Source organism: Methylotenera sp. (assembly GCF_029945535.1).
Classification (GTDB): Bacteria; Pseudomonadota; Gammaproteobacteria; order Burkholderiales; family Methylophilaceae; genus Methylotenera.
The window spans coordinates 53,988-76,109 of sequence record NZ_JAQSCU010000013.1 but is presented as its reverse complement, the minus strand read 5'-3'; the positions used below and the strand labels follow the sequence as shown (position 1 = coordinate 76,109).

General features: G+C 41.9%; 22 protein-coding genes. 15 read left to right on the top strand and 7 right to left on the bottom strand.

Going from position 1 to position 22,122, the window contains the following annotated elements; all coding sequences use genetic code 11:
* The first annotated feature begins 57 nt into the window (after positions 1-57).
* Entirely contained in the window at positions 58-477 is a 420-nt protein-coding gene (gene fur, locus PSU72_RS08170) for a ferric iron uptake transcriptional regulator (RefSeq protein WP_300431833.1), read from the top strand.
* Between the two features lie 17 nt (positions 478-494).
* On the opposite strand, the gene recN is transcribed toward fur, so the two are convergent.
* Positions 495-2,171, bottom strand: coding sequence for a DNA repair protein RecN (gene recN, locus PSU72_RS08165; RefSeq protein WP_300431832.1), 1,677 nt, complete (start codon positions 2,169-2,171; stop codon positions 495-497).
* 7 nt (positions 2,172-2,178) lie between these two features.
* On the bottom strand, positions 2,179-3,048 hold the full coding sequence (locus PSU72_RS08160; protein WP_300431831.1) for an NAD(+) kinase: 870 nt from the start codon (positions 3,046-3,048) through the stop codon (positions 2,179-2,181).
* A 149-nt stretch (positions 3,049-3,197) separates the two neighbouring features.
* On the opposite strand from PSU72_RS08160, the gene hrcA reads away from it, so the two are divergent.
* The 8 genes from hrcA (at position 3,198) to PSU72_RS08120 (ending at position 10,563) form a co-directional block, all read left to right on the top strand.
* Complete coding sequence (gene hrcA, locus PSU72_RS08155; protein WP_300431830.1) at positions 3,198-4,214, top strand: heat-inducible transcriptional repressor HrcA; 1,017 nt, start codon at positions 3,198-3,200, stop codon at positions 4,212-4,214.
* Positions 4,215-4,240: 26 nt separating this feature from the next.
* The gene (hemH, locus tag PSU72_RS08150) at positions 4,241-5,347 is read left to right on the top strand and encodes a ferrochelatase (protein WP_300431829.1); all 1,107 of its coding nucleotides are present in this window, start codon (positions 4,241-4,243) and stop codon (positions 5,345-5,347) included.
* Positions 5,348-5,383: 36 nt separating this feature from the next.
* Positions 5,384-6,373, top strand: a complete 990-nt coding sequence (gene rfaD, locus PSU72_RS08145) for an ADP-glyceromanno-heptose 6-epimerase (RefSeq protein ID WP_300431828.1) — start codon at positions 5,384-5,386, stop codon at positions 6,371-6,373.
* 19 nt (positions 6,374-6,392) lie between these two features.
* Entirely contained in the window at positions 6,393-7,856 is a 1,464-nt protein-coding gene (hldE, locus tag PSU72_RS08140) for a bifunctional D-glycero-beta-D-manno-heptose-7-phosphate kinase/D-glycero-beta-D-manno-heptose 1-phosphate adenylyltransferase HldE (protein WP_300432507.1), read from the top strand.
* Positions 7,856-8,881, top strand: a complete 1,026-nt coding sequence (gene waaF, locus PSU72_RS08135; protein WP_300431827.1) for a lipopolysaccharide heptosyltransferase II — start codon at positions 7,856-7,858, stop codon at positions 8,879-8,881. The genes hldE and waaF overlap by 1 nt, the downstream gene beginning before the upstream one ends.
* Positions 8,882-9,051: 170 nt before the next feature.
* Complete coding sequence (locus PSU72_RS08130; RefSeq protein ID WP_300431826.1) at positions 9,052-9,273, top strand: hypothetical protein; 222 nt, start codon at positions 9,052-9,054, stop codon at positions 9,271-9,273.
* Positions 9,274-9,290: 17 nt separating this feature from the next.
* Positions 9,291-9,857: a DUF4337 domain-containing protein gene (locus PSU72_RS08125; RefSeq protein ID WP_300431825.1), complete on the top strand. Its 567-nt coding sequence runs from the start codon at positions 9,291-9,293 to the stop codon at positions 9,855-9,857.
* Between the two features lie 19 nt (positions 9,858-9,876).
* Positions 9,877-10,563: a DUF1345 domain-containing protein gene (locus PSU72_RS08120; protein ID WP_300431824.1), complete on the top strand. Its 687-nt coding sequence runs from the start codon at positions 9,877-9,879 to the stop codon at positions 10,561-10,563.
* Positions 10,564-10,656: 93 nt separating this feature from the next.
* Here PSU72_RS08120 and lpxO read toward each other — a convergent pair whose 3' ends face one another.
* From lpxO to edd, 4 genes are all read right to left on the bottom strand, one after another.
* Positions 10,657-11,556: a lipid A hydroxylase LpxO gene (gene lpxO, locus PSU72_RS08115; RefSeq protein WP_300431823.1), complete on the bottom strand. Its 900-nt coding sequence runs from the start codon at positions 11,554-11,556 to the stop codon at positions 10,657-10,659.
* 111 nt (positions 11,557-11,667) lie between these two features.
* On the bottom strand, positions 11,668-12,330 hold the full coding sequence (locus tag PSU72_RS08110; RefSeq protein ID WP_300431822.1) for an HAD family hydrolase: 663 nt from the start codon (positions 12,328-12,330) through the stop codon (positions 11,668-11,670).
* 89 nt (positions 12,331-12,419) lie between these two features.
* A complete protein-coding gene (gene eda, locus PSU72_RS08105; protein WP_300431821.1) occupies positions 12,420-13,046 on the bottom strand; it encodes a bifunctional 4-hydroxy-2-oxoglutarate aldolase/2-dehydro-3-deoxy-phosphogluconate aldolase in 627 nt (208 codons plus the stop codon).
* 242 nt (positions 13,047-13,288) lie between these two features.
* Entirely contained in the window at positions 13,289-15,103 is a 1,815-nt protein-coding gene (edd, locus tag PSU72_RS08100; RefSeq protein ID WP_300431820.1) for a phosphogluconate dehydratase, read from the bottom strand.
* A 176-nt stretch (positions 15,104-15,279) separates the two neighbouring features.
* On the opposite strand from edd, the gene PSU72_RS08095 reads away from it, so the two are divergent.
* From PSU72_RS08095 to PSU72_RS08070, 6 genes are read left to right on the top strand one after another with little or no spacing between them, the layout of a single operon-like run.
* The gene (locus PSU72_RS08095; RefSeq protein WP_300431819.1) at positions 15,280-15,918 is read left to right on the top strand and encodes a CatB-related O-acetyltransferase; all 639 of its coding nucleotides are present in this window, start codon (positions 15,280-15,282) and stop codon (positions 15,916-15,918) included.
* A gap of 24 nt (positions 15,919-15,942) precedes the next feature.
* A complete protein-coding gene (locus PSU72_RS08090) occupies positions 15,943-17,262 on the top strand; it encodes an O-antigen ligase (protein ID WP_300431818.1) in 1,320 nt (439 codons plus the stop codon).
* Complete coding sequence (locus tag PSU72_RS08085) at positions 17,259-18,113, top strand: glycosyltransferase (RefSeq protein WP_300431817.1); 855 nt, start codon at positions 17,259-17,261, stop codon at positions 18,111-18,113. The genes PSU72_RS08090 and PSU72_RS08085 overlap by 4 nt, the downstream gene beginning before the upstream one ends.
* 2 nt (positions 18,114-18,115) lie before the next feature.
* Positions 18,116-18,880 carry a glycosyltransferase family 2 protein gene (locus PSU72_RS08080; RefSeq protein WP_300431816.1) on the top strand — a complete coding sequence of 255 codons (765 nt, stop codon included), beginning with the start codon at positions 18,116-18,118 and terminating at the stop codon, positions 18,878-18,880.
* A complete protein-coding gene (locus PSU72_RS08075) occupies positions 18,880-19,794 on the top strand; it encodes a glycosyltransferase (protein ID WP_300431815.1) in 915 nt (304 codons plus the stop codon). The genes PSU72_RS08080 and PSU72_RS08075 overlap by 1 nt, the downstream gene beginning before the upstream one ends.
* Before the next feature lie 17 nt (positions 19,795-19,811).
* Positions 19,812-20,951, top strand: a complete 1,140-nt coding sequence (locus PSU72_RS08070; RefSeq protein ID WP_300431814.1) for a glycosyltransferase family 9 protein — start codon at positions 19,812-19,814, stop codon at positions 20,949-20,951.
* On the opposite strand, the gene waaC is transcribed toward PSU72_RS08070, so the two are convergent.
* Positions 20,917-21,945: a lipopolysaccharide heptosyltransferase I gene (gene waaC / locus PSU72_RS08065; RefSeq protein WP_300431813.1), complete on the bottom strand. Its 1,029-nt coding sequence runs from the start codon at positions 21,943-21,945 to the stop codon at positions 20,917-20,919. The two genes, PSU72_RS08070 and waaC, sit on opposite strands and share 35 nt — an antisense overlap.
* Positions 21,946-22,122: the final 177 nt, after the last annotated feature.

Below are 22,122 nucleotides of genomic sequence, written 5' to 3'. Positions count from 1 at the left end.
TAACACGTAGACAGCGAACCAAAAAACACTGTGATTATTAAATGTGAGTAAACAACGATGCAAGATCAAAAAGACTTAAAAAACGCAGGCCTGAAGGCTACATTACCTAGACTTAAGGTATTGAGCCTGTTTGAAAATAGTAAAGAACGCCATTTGTCTGCCGAAGATATTTATAAAGTGATGCTAAACTCTGGCGAAGATGTTGGCTTAGCGACGGTTTATCGAGTGCTCACTCAATTCGAGCAAGCTGGTTTGTTAATACGCCACCATTTTGAAAGCGGCAAAGCCGTTTTTGAGCTGAATCATGGCGGCCATCACGACCATATCGTTTGTGTGAAATGTGGCCGAGTAGAAGAGTTTTATGATGCCGAAATCGAAAAAAGACAAGAAGCTGCTGCCGCGAAATTTGGTTTTAAAATGCAAGACCATTCACTCACTATTTACGGCATTTGCGAAAAACAACCTTGCGATAAGTAAAACGTAATAAATTAACCTTAGCGCGCCAGCATCTCTTTAGCATGTTGGCGTGTGGTTTCAGTAATCTCAATACCGCCCAGCATGCGTGCTATTTCCTCTATACGCGCTCCATCATCTAAAACGGTAATTGTACTGAGCGTTTGCGCATTCACCAGTGATTTACTTACACGTAGATGATGCGTGCCTAATGCCGCCACTTGTGGCAAGTGGGTAATCACTAACACTTGACGTTCAGTTAAGTTTTTGTCGTTTTGCTGCTCCCCTAACTGCTTCAACAGTTGCCCCACGACTTCAGCGACACCGCCACCTATACCAACATCAACCTCGTCGAATATCATGGTCGGGATAGTTTCTTTTTGCGCCGTGACTACACGAATGGCTAAACTAATACGTGAAAGCTCACCACCAGAAGCCACTTTGCCAAGTGGTCTGGCAGCCACTCCTGCGTGACCTGCAACCAAAAACTCAACCTGCTCAAGCCCATTGACTGTTGGCGCTTGCTCTGCGAGTGCCACTTCAAACTTACCGCCGCTTAAAGACAAGCGCTGCATTTCCATGCTGATTTGAGCGCCCAATTTCGCCGCTGCAGATTTACGGCCATCACTCAATTGTTTAGCCAACTGCATGTAAATAGCCAAAGCTTGAGTTTCCTGCTTGGCAAGTTCACCATCATTTGCAAACAGCTCTAATTCAGCCATACGCGCTTGTGATTTAATCAACAAATCTGCTAACTCTTCTGGTTTAACACGGTTTTTGCGAGCAGCATTATGGATGTTCTGAATTCTAGAATCCAACTTTGCAAGCCCAGCAGGGTCTAGCTCTGCGCGTTGAAGATACCGATTTAAAAAACGCGAGGTTTCTTCAAGCTGAATAAGAGCCGAATCAAGCGTTTCAGCCGCTTCAGCCATTGCTGCGTCATATTCACACAGACTTTGCAATTTATGCTGCACCTGAGTCAGCAAGCGCATGGCAGATAGCTCGCCCTCGCTCAATAACTCGCGACATTCCTCACCGCCTGTAATCAAGCCAGCGCCATTCGATAAACGCAAATGCTCTTGCTGTAACTCCTCCCATTCGGCAGGGCTTAGTGAAACTTGCGCTAACTCACGCGTGTTATCGCGCAAATCTGCCAGTTCGTCAGCATACGCACTCGCATTTTTTTCGACTTCTAAACGTTGCTGATTAAGTACATGCCATACTTTATATTGGGTGCTAACTTGTATTGCTAAGCCTGACAAGCCGCCGAAGTTATCTAACACGTTGCGTTGAGTGGCAAGTTTTAACAATGAATGATGCGCATTCTGGCTGTAAATATCCACCAGCAATTCGCCTAGCTCTTTGAGTTGAGCAACCGTGACTGTTGCGCCATTGATAAAAGCACGCGAACGGCCATCAGCGTACATCACTCGACGTAAAATCAGTTCGTTCGCTTCATTTTCCATTTCCGCATCGACTAACCATTGCTTAGCTTCTAAGTTATTTGTAATAGCAAAAATGGCGCTAATTTCAGCTTTGTCACATCCAGCGCGGGTGACGCCGCCCTCCGCGCGTGCACCTAAAGCTAGCGATAAGGCATCAATTAAAATTGATTTACCAGCGCCAGTTTCACCTGTCAGCACGGTAAAACCCGCTTCAAAATCTAAATCAAGTTGATTGACGATGACAAAATCACGGATAGATAGGCTTTGTAGCATAAAAAAATTAGCCCCAGTTCAGTTTGTTGCGGAGCATGTCAAAATAACAATAGTCGCTTGGATGCAATAAAGAAATCGTCTGCTTTGCACGATTGACAGTAATTTTATCGCCAACTTCCAACGTCACCTGAAATTGACCATCAAAGCTCAAGTGCGCCTCGTCAAACTGCATCAAGGTAATTTCAATTAAGCTGTCACTATGTACGGCAATTGGTCGATTACTGAGCGTATGCGGACAAATTGGCACTAATGAAATCGCTTGTAAATTAGGATGTAAAATCTGGCCGCCCGCCGAGAGTGCATAAGCGGTAGTGCCCGTAGGTGTGCTAATAATCAAGCCATCAGCACGTTGTTTATGCACGAATTTGTGGTCGATAGTCACTTCCAACTCAATCAATCGCAAAGCACTCTTGATTACCACGTCATTCAATGCAAAATTGTCATGGACTAATTGTCCGTCACGCACCACCTGTGCGGTTAGCATCACACGCGGCTCTTCAATAAAATCACCTGATAGAATTTTATCAAGCTGCTCAAGCATGTCCTCGGCGCGTAAATCGGTTAAAAAACCAAATCGTCCGCGGTTAATACCTACAAGCGGCACATTATGATCAATTAGATTGCGAGCAACGCTTAACATAGTGCCATCACCCCCCATGACTATCACCAAGTCAACATTGCTACCTATTTTTTCTAACGACTCCGTTTTAAAGCCGGTCAGATCAACATATTGAGCTGTGTTATTTTCTATCCATATATCGAAATCTTTTACAGCTAAATGATGCACCAAATCTGTCAAATCACTCTGCATCAATTGTAGAGCCGATTGGTTCATGTATTTGCCAATGATGGCGATAGACTTAAATGTTTGATTCATGGCGAAATTAAATCACAGATGCCTTTTTGCGCCAAGTGAAAGCTAAAGATATAGCGAAAGCTAAAGATTATTGTAAAAGCGTATTATGCGAACAAATTAGCTAGTTATCTGTATGACGAATGCCATAAATCGGGCAAAATACTACAGTCATGGACAAACGCGCACAGATATTATTAAAAACCTTGGTTGAACATTACATTAGTGATGGTCAACCTATTGGTTCGCGCACGCTATTGCAGCATTCTGGCTTAGATGTGAGTGCGGCAACCATACGCAATGTAATGAGTGATTTAGAACAAATGGGCTTTATCGCCAGTCCGCACACTTCGGCAGGTCGCATTCCGACACAAAAAGGTTATCGCCTGTTTGTAGATTCACTTCTGACTGTCCGACCATTAGAAACTCAAGCACTACAGCAACTCAAAAGCGGCTTATCTTCACCCAACCCCACCGAACTCATTGCCAGTGCTGCAGACATGCTCTCGCAGCTCACACAGTTTGCTGGCTTGGTCATGATTCCTAAGCGTAAGCGCGTGGCTTTTAAGCATTTGGAATTTTTACCTTTATCTGAAACCCGAATATTAGTCATCATCGTTACCAGCGATGGCAATGTGCAGAATCGCATCCTGATGGCAGAAAAGAAATATTCGCAAAGTGAGCTGACTCAAGCCAGCAATTACTTTAATGCAAATTTTTCAGGTCAAACTTTTGAAGAAGTGCAACAAAAACTGCATATTGAGCTCCAACAAATGCAATCTGATATGAATCGCCTCATGGCAGCGGCGCTTGAAGCAAGCAGCAAAGCAGTTGATAGCAATAAAGATGGTGTTGTGATTGCAGGAGAACGTAATTTGCTTCAAGTGGATGAGCTCTCTACTAATGTAAGCAGCTTACGTAAGTTATTTGAAATATTTGAGCGCCGCACTTCGCTGATGCAATTGCTTGATAATAGCCAACGTGCTGAAGGCATACAAATATTCATCGGCGGCGAAAGTGGGTACTTACCTTTAGACGAATGCAGCATGATTACCGCACCGTATGAAGCTGATGGTCAGGTAGTCGGCACGTTAGGCGTCATTGGTCCAACGCGTATGGCTTATGAGCGTGTGATACCGATTGTAGATGTCACTGCTAAACTATTATCAAATGCATTATCAAATAATTAAATAGAAAAAATACTTAGAAACCATATATGGCTTACTACAACGCAGAACCAAAGTACGAACACGGCGACCAACTTAAAGTTGGTATTTTATTGGCTAATTTAGGCACACCAGATGCGCCAACAGCCCAAGCTTTACGCCCCTATTTGCGTCAATTTTTAAGCGACACTCGCGTAGTAGAAATCCCACGCGCTATTTGGTGGTTTATTTTAAATGGCATCATCTTAGTTATACGCCCAAAGAAATCAGCTGAAAAATATGCGCAAGTCTGGCTGAAAGAAGGCTCGCCTTTATTGGTGCATGCGCAAAAACAAACTACTTTATTACGCGGTTTCTTAGGTCAGAAAATTAAATCACCCTTTGCCGTTGAATTGGGTATGAGCTACGGCAACCCCAGCATGCAATCTGCCATTGATAAGTTAAAAGCTCAGCACTGCGACCGCATTTTAGTGTTTCCGCTTTACCCTCAATATGCTGCCAGCAGCACAGCGTCAGCTATGGATGCGGTGTTTCGCGTATTACTCAAAACACGCAACCAGCCAGCAATTCGTAGCATACGTAATTACAACGATCACCCAGCTTATATCGCCGCATTGGCCTCTAGCGTGCGTGAGCATTGGAGAATCAACGGCAAACCAAGCAAGTTAGTGATGAGCTTTCATGGCGTGCCTAAAGTACATTTAACCAGTGGCGACCCTTACCATTGCCAATGCCACAAAACTGGTCGCTTATTGGCAGAAGCTTTAGAGTTAGGCAAAGATGAGTATTTAATCGCATTTCAATCGCGCTTCGGTAAGCAAGAATGGTTAAAACCTTATCTTGCTGGCATTCTGGAAGATTTAGGCAAAGCTAAAACGAAACGCATTGATGTTATCTGCCCAGGTTTTAGTAGCGACTGCCTAGAAACGTTGGAAGAAATCGCCATGGAAGGCAAACACATATTTCAAAGTAATGGTGGCGGCGAGTATAACTACATCCCAGCATTAAATGAAAACGAAGCTTGGATACACGCCATGACAGCAATTGCACTAGAAAATCTGCAAGGTTGGGTTTCAACTGAGTGGGATAGCGATTTAGTAAAGAAAAGTAACGAAATGACTAAATTACGTGCTCAAGCTTTGGGTGCCAATCAATAAGCGTTATACTTTTGCTTTAAGCTCATTAAAGAAACTATGATAGTAATTACTGGAGGCGCAGGGATGATAGGCTCTATCATCGCCTGGCATCTCAATACAAAACTTCAACGTGATGATATGGTGATTGTTGACCGCATCACGCATGAAAACCAATGGCAGAATTTGGTTAAACGCCAATATGTGCAATATTTGGATAAAGACCAACTCATGCCATGGTTGGAAGGCCGTCAGGATATTGAAGCAATCATCCACATGGGCGCTATCAGCGCAACAACTGAGCGCGACTTTAACAAGCTCGTTGAAGCCAATATTAATTACTCACAAAATCTGTGGACATGGTGCGCTAACAATAACGCAGCTTTTTTCTACGCAAGCTCAGCCGCCACTTATGGCGACGGCGAGCATGGTTATGATGATGTTTCTATTGAAAATCTTCGTCCACTGAATGGCTATGGTTATTCCAAACACTTCTTCGATCAATGGGCCTTACAACAGGTAAACAAGGGCTTGGCAGCACCATCAGCCTGGGCTGGTTTCAAATTCTTTAATGTTTACGGTCCAAACGAATATCATAAAGAGCGCATGGCCAGCGTGGCGTTTCACAGCTTTAACCAATTTAAAGCAACTGGCACTGTTAAGCTTTTCAAAAGCCATAAAGAAGGTTATTCGGATGGCATGCAGTTACGCGATTTTGTATATGTGAAAGATGCCGCCGCTGCCGTTGTGCACTTTCTAACCGCAGCCTTAAGTGGCAAAGCCTGCACTAATGGCATCTATAACATTGGTACTGGCAAAGCGCGCGCATTTAAAGATTTAGCCACTAGCGTGATGTCCAGCATGGGTAAATCGCCCAACATTACCTACATTGATATGCCTGAAGATCTACAAGGTAAATACCAATACTTTACCGAAGCTACCGCAGCTAAACTACGTGCAGCTGGTTTTACGCAGCCGTTCTGCAGCTTAGAAGAAGGTGTACAAGATTACGTACAAAACTATTTAATGCATGATGATGCTTATTGCTAAGTTAAAGTAAATGACCTATATGAATTCGCAATTAATCGACACTGTACGTCAATTCACAGGCAGCAAAAAATCTATATTAGTCATCGGCGACGTGATGTTAGATCGTTACTTAATGGGCAATGTAAATCGCATTTCACCTGAGGCGCCTGTACCTGTCGTGCTGCTTAAACAATCAGAAGATAGAGCTGGCGGCGCAGCCAACGTAGCCGCAAACTTATCTGGCTTAGGGCTAAACACCGAAATCATCGGCTGTATCGGTGACGATGTGACTGGCAAAATTCTAACGCAAATAATTGCGGACTCTGGCATAGGAGTCGCGAACATTATGACTTCTAAGTTACGTCCAACCGTCTCAAAAACTAGAGTGATGAGTGGCAATCAACAAATTGTGCGTATTGATGATGAAAGCGCTGCAGCTTTTAGTGTTGAAGAAAACCAGCAGCTACTCAACAACGTGGCTCAAGCCCTAAACAACAAACCTGCCATGGTCATTTTGTCTGATTATGCTAAAGGCGTGTTAAGTGACAGCACCTGTAAAGCCATCATCGAGCATTGCAAGCATCTGAATATACCCGTGATTGCTGACCCTAAAGGCCGTGATTACGGCAAATATAAGGGCGCCAGCACGCTCACCCCCAACAAAAAAGAAACTGCCGAGGCCTGTGGCGTCGATATCAATGAAACAGAAGCATTACTGCATGCCGCCGAACAGTTGAAAAATCAGCTGAACTTAGACTTTCTTGCCGTCACTCGTGGCGAAGAAGGTATTTCGCTTATTGACGATAAACAGATACAACATATTCCAGCTACTGCAAAAAAAGTATTCGATGTTTCAGGTGCTGGTGACACGGTAATTGCCACACTGGCTGCAGGTTTAGCGCATGGCTTAAATCCACACGATGCCTTACAACTTGCGAATATTGCCGCAGGTATTGTAGTCGGCAAAGTCGGCACTGTACCTGTTTCAAAAGCCGAACTACTAAAAGCATTAGTGAGCGAAGATGGGCAATCGCAGGCTGATAAAATTTGTGACGGCACTCAATTGGCTGAACTTGTGAGCCGCTGGAAAGCCAATCAACAGAAAATAGTCTTTACCAACGGCTGCTTTGATTTACTACACGCAGGTCATGTGACCTATTTAGAAGCTGCAAAAAAAACTGGCGACAAACTGATTTTAGGTTTAAATACAGATCGCTCTGTCAGCGCCTTGAAAGGTCCAACGCGTCCAGTGGTACATGAAGGCGATAGAGCGCGTGTATTGGCCGCATTGGCTTCAGTAGATGCGGTCATTTTGTTTGATGAAGACACGCCGTTACAACTGATTGATGCCATACGCCCAGATGTCATTGTAAAAGGTGACGATTACACAGAAGATCAAGTAGTAGGCGGCACTGAGGTTAAATCGTGGGGCGGTAGTGTCAAATTGATTCCATTGGTGCAAGGCCGCAGCACTAGCAACATCATCAAAAAACTAGGTGCGTAGTGGCGAAGTTGCAATCAACTCAATCAAAAATATTGGTACTTGGCCCATCATGGGTCGGCGATATGGTGCTTGCACAAAGTCTGTTCAAAACGCTTAAATTAAACGACCCTAACTGCATTATTGACGTTGCCGCACCCGCATGGACATTACCTCTCATAGAGCGCATGCCAGAAGTGAATAAGGGCATCGCCCTGTCCTTCAAACACGGTCAGTTTGCTCTGTTTGAACGTATTAAATTTGGTAAAAGTCTGCGCAATGAAGCCTATACCCAAGCAATCATTCTGACCAACTCCCTTAAATCTGCCATCTTGCCCTTTGCCGCAAATATTCCACAACGTACCAGCTTTTTAGGTGAGTTTCGTTACGGTTTGGTCAATGATGTGCGCAAACTGGATAAAATCAAGCTACCACGCACAGTAGATAGATTTGTTACCTTGGGTTTGGAAAAGAACACTCCATTACCTGACAACATCCCCAATCCATCGCTCATAGCCAACAAAGACAATGCGCTAGCAACTTTACAGAAACTAGGCATCCCATCGCCATACAGTAAAATATTAGGACTATGCCCAGGTGCAGAATATGGAGAAGCTAAACGCTGGCCTGCAGAATACTATGCTGAAGTTGCGCGTGAAGCTCTAAGCAAAGGCTGGCTAGTCTGGCTATTTGGTTCTGAAAAAGATATTCCAGTCACCACTGCCATCAATACTCTAACCAACAATCGATGCGTAAATTTAGGCGGAAAAACTAATTTAAGTGAAGCGATAGATTTAATGTCGCTTTGCGAGAACGTCATCAGTAACGACTCTGGACTCATGCACGTTGCTGCTGCATTAGATAAAAAAATGGTCGCAATATACGGCTCATCTAACCCTCACCATACTCCGCCAATGAGTGATAAAGCCGTTGTTGAGTATTTAGGGCTGGCATGTAGTCCTTGTTTTAAACGTGAATGCCCACTCGGTCATTTGAACTGCCTAAAAAAAATATCCCCGCAACAAATCATCCATCACATCAGAAATTGATTTACATCACTTGTAGAAATCAAAATCAATTGCAATAAAACTCAAACTGGCTCAAAGAAAAATTAAATACCTTTAAGATGAAGATACTGTTTTTTCAGTGTCAGCTGCTTGTAAGGAAGCATCCTTAATATGCAGATATACTATATTACATATCTGCATAAGGATTACTCATGAAAGTAAAGTTACTCATACAATTAGCCGCATTACTTATACCAATCTCATTTACAGCTCCAGCGTTCAGTGCTGAAGACGCTTCTATGCATCAGGTTTGTCTCGCAGCGGAGGCAGGCAAATCCAATGAAGCACAGTCCATGATTGACAAATTGCTACATGACAATCCCACTAGTGCCGAAGCACATTATGTTGAGGCTAATTTAGCTTTATTATATTAATAAAAACAGAGGTCAAAATGAGCGAAGAGTTTGAGGTGAAAGGTCCGCACGAAGAAGTTCTAGAAGCCAATGAAGAAAGCCGTGGCTTTAACGGCAGGCTTGCTGTGATGACAGCAGTAATGGCAACTATAGGTGCGATTTTATCGTATGAAGCCAGCGTCACGCTTGGTGAGGCCATTATTTTTAAAAATGAAGCTTCCATCCAGAAAACCAATGCGTCAGATCAATGGAATTTTTATCAAGCTAAAAGCAATAAACAAAGTTTAGCCGAACTCGCAGCAAAATTAACATCAGGCAAAGACCAAGTTGATAATAAGAATGATGCTTTGCGTTACGCGGCTGAGAAATCTGACATCAAAAAGAAAGCTGAGAAATTTGAAGAACTGAGTCATAAGGCCGATGAAAGCTCTGAACACTCTATGCATCTTCATCATCGTTGGGCCACAGGAACGACTGCATTGCAGATTGCCATCTCACTTGCGGCAATAGCCTTGCTAACGCGCAGAAGATGGTTACAATATGCAAGCATGTTCTGCGCCTTAATTGGATTAGGTTTCGGCATATGTGCTTGGTTTGGAATTTAATCTTATCTAGCGACCAAAAATGAACAGCTCCTCAACAACATCAAAACCACCTAAATTATTTCGCATAATTCTGTCACGACCAAGACTATTCAGTTCGATTCTAGCTGGAATTCTCATCGCAATTTTTTTACCAAAATCTTTGGCGCTACACCCTGTTACCAGAGCAATCATCGGCTGGAATGCAGGCGCTTGGCTCTATTTGATATTCGCAGCTCGAATGATGTTCTGGACTACCCATGACAAGATACGTACGCGAGCCATAGCACAGGATGATGGTAGATATGTAGTTCTAGGTATGGTGATTATTGCAGCTGTAGTCTCTATAGGCGCCATTGTTGCTGAGCTATCAGTTGTCAAAGACATGCACGGTATGCTTCGGTCGGCACACATCACGCTTGCTGTGCTCACTATTTTATCTTCTTGGACATTTACTCAAGTAATGTTTGCATTACATTACGCCCATGACTTTTATGTTACCAAAACACAGAGTGATTCAGGGGGATTAGAGTTCCCAGGAACACCTATGCCTGAATATAGTGACTTTCTTTATTTTGCCTGTGTGATAGGCACTTCAGGGCAAACTGCTGACGTAAGTTTCTCTAATAGAAAAATGCGTAGAACAGGCTTGGTGCACTGCGTTTTAGCTTTTTTCTTTAATACTACTTTAGTGGCTTTAACAATCAATATTGCTTCAGGATTAATTTAGACTTTCTACTAATCTTGTTACGCTATATCCGTTTAGGAAAGAAAGACTTTAGCTTCGATTCAATCATTGGCATAGCATCACAGCACTTTTAAACTATATTTTCCAAATTAAGTAAATCACCAAAACGATTAAAGAAAATTTGGTGATTTTATAAACCGTTTTATTCCAACTTTTAAAACGACGGCGATACTGCCCAATTACCCAAGCAATATAGAAAACCTTATTAATAAAACCCGTTTGATCACCATCATCATTGGGCGAGCTTGCCGCCGTAACAATATTTTTGGCTAAAAAGCGGTTAACGGCCTGCGCCCAGCGGTAACGCATGGGGCGCTCAACATCACAAAACAGAATAATCCGATCTTGGTCTGTACGGTTATACGCTTCGTGTATGTAAGTTTCATCAAACATCACGGCTTCGCCATCCCGCCAGCTATAAGGCACGCCATCTACATTAATAAAGCACTCGTCATGATTCGGCGTGGTTAAACCCAAGTGGTAACGTAGTGATCCACCGTATGGATCACGGTGCGGATTCAATTTCGCACCAGGCGGCAACTCTGCAAACATCGCCGCTTTAATACTTGGGATTTTGCTTAAAATTTCCACTGTTTTAGGGCAGTAAAGTGCTGCAGAAGGGTGTTGCGCGTCATACCATTTTAAATAGAACCGTTTCCAGCCAGTTTTAAAGAATGAATTAAAACCTGCATCATTGTTGTTTTTTGAAGCTGCGATACGCTCTTGTTCGCGCATATTGAGCGCTTCTTCGCGAATAACCTGCCATGAATCTGTTACCGCTTGCATTTCAGGAAAATGGCTTGCGGACAAGTACGGCGTGGTCGGCACTTTAGAAAATATGTACATAAACAAATTGAATGGCGCGACAAAAGCCGAGTGATCAAATAACTGTTTAAGAATAGGATGACGAACTTTTCCACGGAAATGAATAAAGCCTACCGCAGTTAAGAACAATGCAACTATGAAGTATTTCATACTAAATATACTTAACCTTATGATTGAACTGCTGATTATTATACTACCGTGATCAAAGTGATAGCCAAATCAGCATAAACGATATGTTTATTTAAACTTAAAACAAATTACTTAGCTAATTAATTGAGCAATATTATTTAGTACAGTTAGCTTATTTTCTTGGCAAAATGCTTGCCAGTCTGGCACTTCAGTCCAATCACTAAGGAAAATAAAATCCAATCCTGCCCGATCTGCAGCCTCAAAGTCATACTTACTATCACCTAGGAATAAAGCTGGAAACTGGATATTAGCGCTAGATTTCTCACGTGCCAATACCTCATCTTTATTATCGGGGCTGCCAAATAAACCGCCATCGAACATATGGTCAATCTTGCGCTTAGCAAAAAGTGTGCGAATTTCTTGCTGATCGCCACCTGAAAGTATCATCCAATTGGCATTCTGTGTAGCTGTTCGCAAATCAAATAACCCTTTTGCTAGATCGCATTGCATTAAGCCAACTTCCAGCTCCTTACTGAACCCATCTAATAAAACTTGAATAGCACTATCTGTGACGGGCTGATGCAAAATCTCACGTATGTAATAATCAAATTTATGGTATCGCGAAATACCGCCTAAATTAACGTGATAATCCACTAGCGCTTGAGCCTCGGCATCTGTCGCGCCTAAATTCTTTGCAGTACGAAAGTAAGCCTCTGTTTTAACAACATTGGAATCAAGTACGACACCATCACAGTCAAACACGATGGTCTTATATTTTGTAATATCAATTTTCAAAAAGTATTCCTAAAGTCAGAATGACAAAGTCTTATAAACAAAAAGGGCTAGGCAATTGCCCAGCCCAGTTGAATTTAAGTTAAATAAACTTATGCGGCTTTAATGGCGCTTGCTTCTTTAGCCAATTTTGTAATATGCGCCCAATCTTTACGCGCCACAGCATCCGCTGGAGTAAGCCATGTGCCGCCACAAACTACAACGTTTGGTAACGCTAAGAATTGAGGTGCTGATTCAACAGTTACACCACCTGTAGGACAGAATTTCACATCGCCAAATGGACCAGAAAAGCCTTTAAGCAAATTAATACCACCCACAGCAACTGCTGGAAATAACTTTAAGAAGTAATAGTCATCTGCGTTTGCCATCATGATTTCAGAGCCTGTAGAAACACCTGGCAACAAAGACAAACCAATTTTACGTGCGAATAGACCAAGCTCACTTGTGTAACCAGGACTCACTGCAAATTTACAACCGACATCAAGTGAGGCTTGTGCATCTTTTAAGTTTCGCACTGTACCTGAACCCATAATGGCATCTGGTACGTGTTTAGCGATTTGCTCCATCGCTTGTAACGCACAAGAAGAACGCAATGTTACTTCCAACACGCGAATACCACCTTCAAGTAATGCTTCAGCCATTGGCACAGCATCTTCAACGTTATTAATCACAATCACTGGAATAACTGGGCCTTGTTTGGCTAAATCTAATGTGTTCATATTTCTTATCTACCTAGTTAATTAAAATTGTTATGGGTACTTTCATTAAGTGGGATTTCACCCTCACCCTAACCCTCTCCCTAAAAGGTAGAGGGGTATCTTATATTGAATATTATTTAGTTTAATTGAGCTTCAAAGCGGATTCAAACTTTGATAATCAATCGAGAACTAGGCGCATAAACCCAGACAGTACGATTAGTACGGCAAGTGAATGCAACGACGTTATCGGTTGATTTGCAAAGTTATAACCAAGTAACTGCACCTTCTTCGGCTGAGAGCACATTCCTGCGCATCCCACCAAACAATTCACGCCCAAAGCCATGTGCATTGCTATGACGCTTAGTATCAGATAACTCTTCCACTTCACGTTCCGCCCACTCATCTTCATCTACCAGCACGTTCACCATACCTACTGTTGCATTTAAGCGAATAATATCGCCAGTACGCACCTTAGCTAATGGACCGCCTGCTGACGCTTCTGGTGTTAAATGAATTGCCGCTGGAATTTTACCCGATGCGCCGCTCATACGACCATCTGTAACAATTGCCACCATAAAGCCTTTGTTTTGTAGCACTGCAAGCGGAGGTGTGAGTTTATGTAACTCTGGCATACCATTCGCTTTAGGTCCTTGAAAACGCACTACCGCGATAAAGTCTTTTTCCAGCTCTCCGCGATCAAACGCGTCTAACAACTCCTCTTGCGCATCAAAGACAATCGCTGGTGCTTCAATAATATGGCGGTCTGCAGGCACAGCTGAAATTTTAATCACGCTACGGCCTAAATTGCCTTTAAGTAAACGTAAACCGCCCGTTTCACTGAACGGATGTTCAACAGTACGAACAATGGTTTCATCACCACTTTCTTCAGGGAATGATTTCCAAACTAATTTACCATCTTCTTTAGTTGGCTTTTTGCCAAAATCATGCAAGCCTCCTTTAGTGACGGTAAATACGTCTGGGTACATATAGCCACCCTCAATCAACTCGCGAATCACAAAACCCGGGCCGCCAGCCTCTTGAAACTGATTAACATCCGCTTTACCATTAGGGTAAACGCTTGCCAATAACGGCGTAGTTTTGGCTAAATGGTAAAAATCTGTCCAGTCGATAATAATGCCTGCAGCGCGGGCAACTGCAACCCAATGAATTAGGTGATTAGTTGAGCCGCCAGTAGCCAGCAAGGCCACCATTGCATTTACAATCACATGCTCATCAACTAGACGACCAATTGGCGTGAAGCTTTGTGGTTTGGTCATATCCAATACCAATCTCACAGCTTCACGCGTTAAATCTTCACGCATGCCATCAGCGGGGTGAATAAATGCGGCGCCTGGTACATGCAAGCCCATTGCTTCTAGCAACATTTGATTGCTGTTAGCAGTACCGTAAAATGTACAAGTACCTGCTCCGTGATAAGCGGCAGATTCAGAAGCTAACAACTCCTCACGCCCAACCAAACCTTGCGCATATTTTTCACGCACTTTAGATTTAGCTGTGTTGTCTAAGCCGGTACTCATTGGACCAGCAGGCACAAATATGCAGGGCAAATGGCCAAACTTCAAAGCACCAATTAGCAAGCCAGGCACGATTTTATCGCACACACCAAGCAACATTGCCGCATCAAATACATCATGTGAAAGCGCGATAGCAGTACTCATCGCAATCACATCACGGCTGAATAAGGACATCTCCATGCCGGGCTCACCCTGCGTAATACCATCGCACATAGCAGGCACGCCACCTGCAACCTGCACCGTAGCACCATACTTATGCGCCTCATCACGAATAACATTAGGGTAATTAACATAAGGCTGATGCGCAGACAGCATTTCATTATAAGCCGTGACAATGCCAATATTAGGCGCTTTTTCTACCACTACACGCAATTTATCATTCGCTGGCATCGCCGCAAACGCATGCGCCACATTGGCGCAACCTAATCGATCAGCGCCACGCTGACGATTGGCAATGTCATCTAAGCGGTTTAAATAGGCAGAACGCGTAGGACGACTAACCTCAATAATACGTTCGGTAACTTCTATATGGGATTGCTTCATTTTATATAAGACCAGAAAATTAATGTACTGACTCAATTATCCTCAATGCAGGGCTTATCGTCAAACGAATGGTGTCTTCTATTAGCCAATATCTAAACAAACACCCTGAAATTAGGGCATAATTGATGCCTAGATTCTATTTAGACTAGGCATCTACGACATATACTGCGGCAATAATGTTTAAAAACTATTTAAAAATAATTTGGGCAAGTTTTACTAACTATAAAACTGACAAAAGTAAACTCCAAAACCATGCTCGCCAGCAAGAAAAGTTTAAAAAACGCTACCCTAATTATACGGTCGGCACTGCGAGCCACGGGATGCCCATTGTTCATGACAACAATGAAGGCAGCACATTAAAAATTGGTGCATATTGCTCCATCGCAAGCAATGTACAAATATTTCTCGGGGGACAGCATAGAACGGACTGGGTAAGTAATTACCCATTTCCGTTTTTCTTTGAAATGGATGCCCAATATAAAAAGGGATATATAAAGGGCGGTAGCCGCGGAGATGTGGTTGTTGGCAGTGATGTATGGCTGTGTGCAAACTGTATTATTTTATCAGGTGTCACTATTGGTCATGGCGCTGTCATTGCTAATGGGGCAGTTGTTAGCCGAGATGTTGAACCTTATGCTGTAATGGCAGGCAACCCCGCTAAACTAATAAAATGGAGATTTGATGAAGCAACTAGAAATGATTTACTAGCTGCAGCTTGGTGGGATTGGCCTCAAGAAGAAATTAGCAAAGTGATGGACAAACTTTGCACTCAAGACGTTTCAGATTTACTTGCATACGCTAAATCCCGAACTTAGATCAATTAACCACAAATCTCGCCTATGCTTAAAAACCAAATCAACGCTCTTGACTCAATCAAAAACGTATCTGCTGAGCAACTTTTCACACTCAGCCTAGCAATATCTCCACTGTTTCTACTTACAGTTTCCGGCTGGATGACGCGAATAGTTGCCGTATGCGCACTACTTGCTATTTATGTTTTTTTTAGAAATAAAAGCTATATTCTCAAATCGGCTGATTCCTATAAAAATGCTTTCGATATTAAATTACTATCAATCACTTTCTCACTTCCCATTATTGCGATTCTATTGGGGCAATCCTTTAGAGGGCAATTCGCTTGGGATTACTATGATAGCCCTTTGCACATTTTAATTTGCATTTTTGTGATCTGGGCAATGTTAAAAAACAGCCCTCGTGTAGTTGAACTTTTAAGCTACATATTTCCAATAGTAACCCTATTAGCACTAGCGAATATAGTAACTCACCCGAACTTGTTTTGGGGTGCAACTCGATTATCTACTCAAGCTGTTGATCCATTAGAGTTTGGCAGCTTAAGTCTCACATTTGGTTTGATGAGTTTAATTTCTATAAAATTACACCGTCATTATTCTAAATTACTCATTTTATATAAATTGATTGGATTTGGTTCAGGCATCTATCTATCCATTGCTTCAGGTAGCAGAACGGGATGGCTGGCAATTCCAATAATTGGGCTAATTTGGATCTATTTTGATAATGGAATATTTACTTTTAAGAAAAAATTTATTGCTGGCATAGGCATCATTACAGTAATCATTTTCAGTTACTTTTTATCTACAACAGTCCAACAGCGTGCGGAAATGGCCGCTAACGAAATCTCAAATTATCACTGGAACGACCAAAATAAAGACAGTTCGGTTGGCGCTAGAATATCCTTCGCAAGGATTGCAGTTTTTTTACTTGAAAAAAAGCCGCTAAGTGGTTGGGGTGATGGTAATTTTGAAAGTGTTATTAACGACTCTGCGCTGGACTTTGCAGAAATGCCAACTAAAATGACCGCGCTCACTGCTGGATTTCATAATGATATTACAGCTAACATGGTCAGATCAGGCATTTGGGGTTTAATATCTACATTAGCATTATTTTTTATACCTGCTATATTTTTTGTTAAGAATCTTCGTAGTGCAAATAAAAAAATACGAGATGTTGCTTTCCTTGCATTGGCTTTTTTAACCTGTCAGTTTATTAGTAGCTTAAGTATGGAGGTACTTAACTTACGTTATTCTGCTTCATTTTATGGCTTAACTTTAGCAATATTTTGTGGCCAAATTCTATTTTACAAGTCCCATGACGCAATGCACTTTAATGGTCGGATATCATGAACCCTCAAAAATACGCAATCACCTTTGCTTGTTATAACCAAGTGGAATACACAAAAATGTGTATCGACAGCATGATCAAGCATAAGTTAGATTTAAGTCGTCTAGTTGTTGTGGATAATGCTTCAACAGACAGCACTCGTAGTTATCTTGAATCATTACCATTAGGTGGACTTATACTCAATAAAACTAACCTGGGTTGTGGCACAGCCTGGAATCAGGGTGCACTTGCTTTACAGGCGGAGTGGACGATTATTATGAATAATGATGTAATCGTTACTGAGCATTGGATTGAAAATTTAATCGAAGCTGCTGAAAAAAATAATATAAAAGTGATTTCACCTTCATTGATAGAAGGACCTCTCACAACAAACTCCATTTCCAATGGTATTCTTGATTATGATCTGGATGAGTTTGCTAAACAATCAAATTTAAAAATGCAAGATGCGATGCGAGTAGGTGGGCATCATGCTGTTTGCTTAGCGGTGCATCAATCAGTTTGGTTAGATATTGGGTACTTTCAACCAATCCCTAAACTATTAGGCTTTGAAGACACCATGTTTTTTAACGAGATGGCTAAAGCCAATATTACTGGCGCGATGACTGGTGCAACTTGGCTGCACCATTTTGGCTCCATCACCCAAAGTGCGATGAAGCAAGAGCGCGGCTTATCAGAAAAAGATGGTCTAGGTTATCGTTATAACTACCGCTTACTCAAACATAGTTGGTTCACACGTAAACTAAATAAAATGAGAAAGAGTCGTCAAAAAAGACACTGGTTATCCAAAGAACTGATGGAATATTCTATGTCTATGCATGGCACCCGTGTTAAGGGTAGTTTTGTTTGGCAATAAAAATGAACTCCATAAAAAGTCTTAGCCTTTCAGTCATCATCATCACCAAAAATGAAGCGCATGATATTCGTGACTGTTTGACTTCAGTGGCTTGGGCAGATGAAATTATTGTATTAGATTCCGGTAGTACTGACGAAACGCTTAGTATCGCTCGGGAATTTACTTCCCTCGTTTATACCTCGGCAGACTGGCAAGGTTTTGGAGTACAAAAGAATCGCGCCTTAGCTTATGCAACTAAAGACTGGGTGCTATCTTTAGACGCTGATGAACGTATAGATGCTACTTTGCAGAGTGAAATTCAAGATGTATTAAAATCTCCACAATTCGACATCTATTTTATGCCGAGACTATCCAGCTTTTGTGGTCGATTCATCCAACACTCAGGCTGGCGACCAGACTATGTGGCACGCCTATTTAAACGCGACAGTGCAAAATTTAGTAATCATTTAGTACACGAAAGCTTATTGATAGCTATGCCCGCTGGTTATTTAAAACAATCTTTACTACATCTTAGTTATCAAAATCTTGATGAGGTCTTAGATAAAATGCAACGTTATGCAATGTTAGGTGCAGCAGAACTCTATGCTAAAAACAAACGTACAAACCTATGTGGCGCTATAGGGCATGGCATGTGGGCATTCATTCGGACCTATATTATTAAACGAGGGTTTTTAGATGGTTCACACGGTTTGATGTTAGCGTTTAATAATGCAGAAACGACTTATTATAAATACTTACAACTCTATTTTTTAAATAAAAAAATTTAATGCAAGCTTCCTTTTTATCTAAAGCGCCTACAGTTAGCAAACACCACGGCACAATCAACTCAACAGACGAAGTGTTTTCAATCGTTATTCCAAGTTGGAATAATTTAGACTTTTTAAAAACCTGTATCAATAGCCTGAGAAAAAACTCCCGTTACTCACATCAAATTATTATCCATCTTAATGAGGGAATAGATGGCTCGCTGTCTTGGGTGAAAGAACAAGGCTTAGACTATACTCATTCAGTAGAAAACATTGGTATTTGTTATGCCATGAATATAGCTCGTACACTCGCCACAAGTAAATTGTTGGTCTATTTTAATGACGATATGTATGCTTGCCCAGATTGGGATTTTTGGTTGTACGAAGAGGTAAAGAAACAAACTTCCCCCTATTTTTTCCTATCTTGCACCATGATAGAACCACGTGAATCAGGAAATATGTGTGTAATCGCACCATTTGATTTTGGTAGCAACCCTGAAAACTTTAACGAAACCACACTTCTGGAACACTTCTCTAAACCGATTAAGGATGACTGGAACGGTGCCACATGGCCACCAAGTGTGCTGCCTACAATGTTATGGGACTTAGTTGGTGGATATAGTACGGACTTTTCACCTGGTATGTATTCTGATCCTGACTTTTCAATGAAACTTTGGGAGTTTGGCGTGAGAGACTTTAAGGGCATAAGTCAAAGTCGCGTTTATCACTTCATGTCTAAATCTACCGGAAAACTTACTTTTAAAAAAAATGGCAGCCATTTATTTTTGCGTAAATGGGGCATAAGCTCTAATCTGTTCACTCAATACTATTTACGCAGGGGACAAAGCTGGAGTGGTCCGCTCAATCTACCTAGCAATACGTTTAAATTTAAAATGAAACTCTGGCTAAATAAAATGAAACGAAAATTCATTTAACCACTGGTACTTCATTCATGTTTAAAGACACCCCACCAAAAAAAGTGATACTCATTGCCACGCAACAAATTGGCGATGTCTTATTGTCTACTCCTTTACTAAAATCAATGCGTACAGCTTGGCCAAATGCAATTATTGACGTACTAGTCTATCGTAATACCAGTAGCATATTAATGGGAAACCCAGATTGCAATAATATTATTGAAAGCGACAACCACCCGTCTTTAGGCGCATATTTAAAACTAATAAAAACTTTATTCAGGAAATATGACCTCGCGGTTACCACACAGGGCAACGATAGAGCACACCAATACGCGTTTATAGCTGGGAAAAAACGTATTGGTTTAATTCCAAACCTTAAGAAAAAGCATTGGTGGAAGAAACTATCTTGTCTGCGCTGGAGTTTACTGGATGAAGAAAATACGCATACCGTCGTGCAAAACTTACATTTAGCTGACCTCATGGGTATTGAAAGACAGTATGCATTAACGCCCACAAAAGCTGACTCAAGCGATGCAATAACACACCTTAATGAACAGTTGAGGTTCAATTTAACAGAGATTCCTTACACCATCATCCATCCAATGCCAATGTGGCATTATAAACAGTGGACAGATAGTGGCTGGATTGCCTTAATAGAGCACGCAATCAACTTAGGACACCACGTCATTATTACAGGTGGGCCTGCGATTGCAGAACAGAATTATGCTCTTCAACTTACTAAGCATTTTGTAGGAAACGAAACTGGCTTTGTAACCAGCCTAGCTGGAAAAACCAGTTTTGCAGAAATGAGTACGCTTTTAAATCATGCAGCTGCGTATGTTGGCCCAGACACCGCTACAACACATCTCGCAGCCGCTTGTGGAACGCCCACATTAGCAATTTTTGGTCCTACCAACCCCGTAAAATGGGCACCATGGCCAATGGGCTATCATGAAAGCAAAAGCCCTTGGCAACGGTATTCTCCAGAATATCAAATGGTGAGCAATGTATTGCTACTTCAAGGCCGCGGTGAGTGTGTGCCTTGTCACAAAGCGGGTTGCGATGATAATAATAATAGTTATAGCCAATGTTTAGACACCCTTGAGGCTAAGCGTGTCATTCAGGCATTTAGGCGACTTATTAAGGTTGATATTGAGGTTGTACCTGTTCGATAGCGGCTATTACTTGCGGCACACTTGGTGGCTGACCAACATCACCTAAGTTTCTAATCTTTTCACTCCAAAAACCTTCTGTTTTCCAACGTGGGGAATCACAATAAAGCTCTATAGTAGGTTTACACATAATCGCTGAAAGATGAGTAAGCCCTGTATCCACACCAAGGACTATCTGTGCGCCAGCCACAATAGTAAAAGCCTGTGTCAAATTGAAAGCCTCTGGCACCACAGCATTTGCAATGTGTCGACACAACCTCTCACTCACCGCTTTTTCTGCTAAATTGCCCCATGGCAAAATCACACGGTAGCCTTTCGCAGCTAAGTGTTGACCTATCTCAACCCAGTGACTTTCACTCCACATTTTCCCTTCGCGCGCGGTTGCATGAAAAATCAGGATATACGGCACATTAAAATTAGCATTTATTTTTTGATTATTTTTAGCGAGCATTTCCACAAATGCCTGTGGATAGAATTTTGGCGTACTTAATACAGTAGAAATATTCATCGCAGCCGCAGCGACCAAGCGTGAGCGCTCCACAGCGTGGCATTGCTTTGGCACTTGCACACAATGCGTATAAAACCATCTCGCGATGGGTTCATACCCCGAACCTTCAGTAGCATTACCAAGACCAGTAATTGTCCCACCTACATTACGTTTTGCTAAACGACTAACGACGGCAGACTTTAGCAAACCTTGAGTTTCAATCACCAAATCATAGCTGACATACTGAAAATTCCTGCGAAACTCGCTAATCTCCATAAAAGTCTTTTTGCTAAAAAGACTTTTCTTCCATCGTCGAAATCCAAGCGGGATAATGCGATTGATACCCTTAAATTCAGCATTCTTTTGTAATGGCTCGATTAGGTGCACATAAGCCTCTTCTACTACCCAATCAATATTGGCTTCCGGGTACTGCGCTCGCAAATCCCAAAAAATTGGCAAGTTATGCAATACATCTCCCAAAGATGAGAGTTTTACTATCAGAATATTCAAGAAAAAACCTTAATAGAGGTAAATAGACAGCAACTTATTTAGCATTCTCTCCAGCACTTTGATTGGGAGTGTTTCTGGATTTTTTAACACATTCTTAGGCAAATGACTGTGATTACACAACCTCTTCAATCCTTGCCTAACTAGATTATTATCAAACCTTAACCCTAGCGGTTAATG

Excerpts from the sequence above, each read along its gene's own strand:
- fur (WP_300431833.1), top strand. The coding sequence starts at position 58 with ATGCAAGATCAAAAAGACTTAAAAAACGCAGGCCTGAAGGCTACATTA.
- recN (WP_300431832.1), bottom strand. The coding sequence starts at position 2,171 with ATGCTACAAAGCCTATCTATCCGTGATTTTGTCATCGTCAATCAACTT.
- PSU72_RS08160 (WP_300431831.1), bottom strand. The coding sequence starts at position 3,048 with ATGAATCAAACATTTAAGTCTATCGCCATCATTGGCAAATACATGAAC.
- hrcA (WP_300431830.1), top strand. The coding sequence starts at position 3,198 with ATGGACAAACGCGCACAGATATTATTAAAAACCTTGGTTGAACATTAC.
- hemH (WP_300431829.1), top strand. The coding sequence starts at position 4,241 with ATGGCTTACTACAACGCAGAACCAAAGTACGAACACGGCGACCAACTT.
- rfaD (WP_300431828.1), top strand. The coding sequence starts at position 5,384 with ATGATAGTAATTACTGGAGGCGCAGGGATGATAGGCTCTATCATCGCC.
- hldE (WP_300432507.1), top strand. The coding sequence starts at position 6,393 with ATGAATTCGCAATTAATCGACACTGTACGTCAATTCACAGGCAGCAAA.
- PSU72_RS08130 (WP_300431826.1), top strand. The coding sequence starts at position 9,052 with ATGAAAGTAAAGTTACTCATACAATTAGCCGCATTACTTATACCAATC.
- PSU72_RS08125 (WP_300431825.1), top strand. The coding sequence starts at position 9,291 with ATGAGCGAAGAGTTTGAGGTGAAAGGTCCGCACGAAGAAGTTCTAGAA.
- PSU72_RS08120 (WP_300431824.1), top strand. The coding sequence starts at position 9,877 with ATGAACAGCTCCTCAACAACATCAAAACCACCTAAATTATTTCGCATA.
- lpxO (WP_300431823.1), bottom strand. The coding sequence starts at position 11,556 with ATGAAATACTTCATAGTTGCATTGTTCTTAACTGCGGTAGGCTTTATT.
- eda (WP_300431821.1), bottom strand. The coding sequence starts at position 13,046 with ATGAACACATTAGATTTAGCCAAACAAGGCCCAGTTATTCCAGTGATT.
- edd (WP_300431820.1), bottom strand. The coding sequence starts at position 15,103 with ATGAAGCAATCCCATATAGAAGTTACCGAACGTATTATTGAGGTTAGT.
- PSU72_RS08095 (WP_300431819.1), top strand. The coding sequence starts at position 15,280 with ATGTTTAAAAACTATTTAAAAATAATTTGGGCAAGTTTTACTAACTAT.
- PSU72_RS08090 (WP_300431818.1), top strand. The coding sequence starts at position 15,943 with ATGCTTAAAAACCAAATCAACGCTCTTGACTCAATCAAAAACGTATCT.
- PSU72_RS08085 (WP_300431817.1), top strand. The coding sequence starts at position 17,259 with ATGAACCCTCAAAAATACGCAATCACCTTTGCTTGTTATAACCAAGTG.
- PSU72_RS08080 (WP_300431816.1), top strand. The coding sequence starts at position 18,116 with ATGAACTCCATAAAAAGTCTTAGCCTTTCAGTCATCATCATCACCAAA.
- PSU72_RS08075 (WP_300431815.1), top strand. The coding sequence starts at position 18,880 with ATGCAAGCTTCCTTTTTATCTAAAGCGCCTACAGTTAGCAAACACCAC.
- PSU72_RS08070 (WP_300431814.1), top strand. The coding sequence starts at position 19,812 with ATGTTTAAAGACACCCCACCAAAAAAAGTGATACTCATTGCCACGCAA.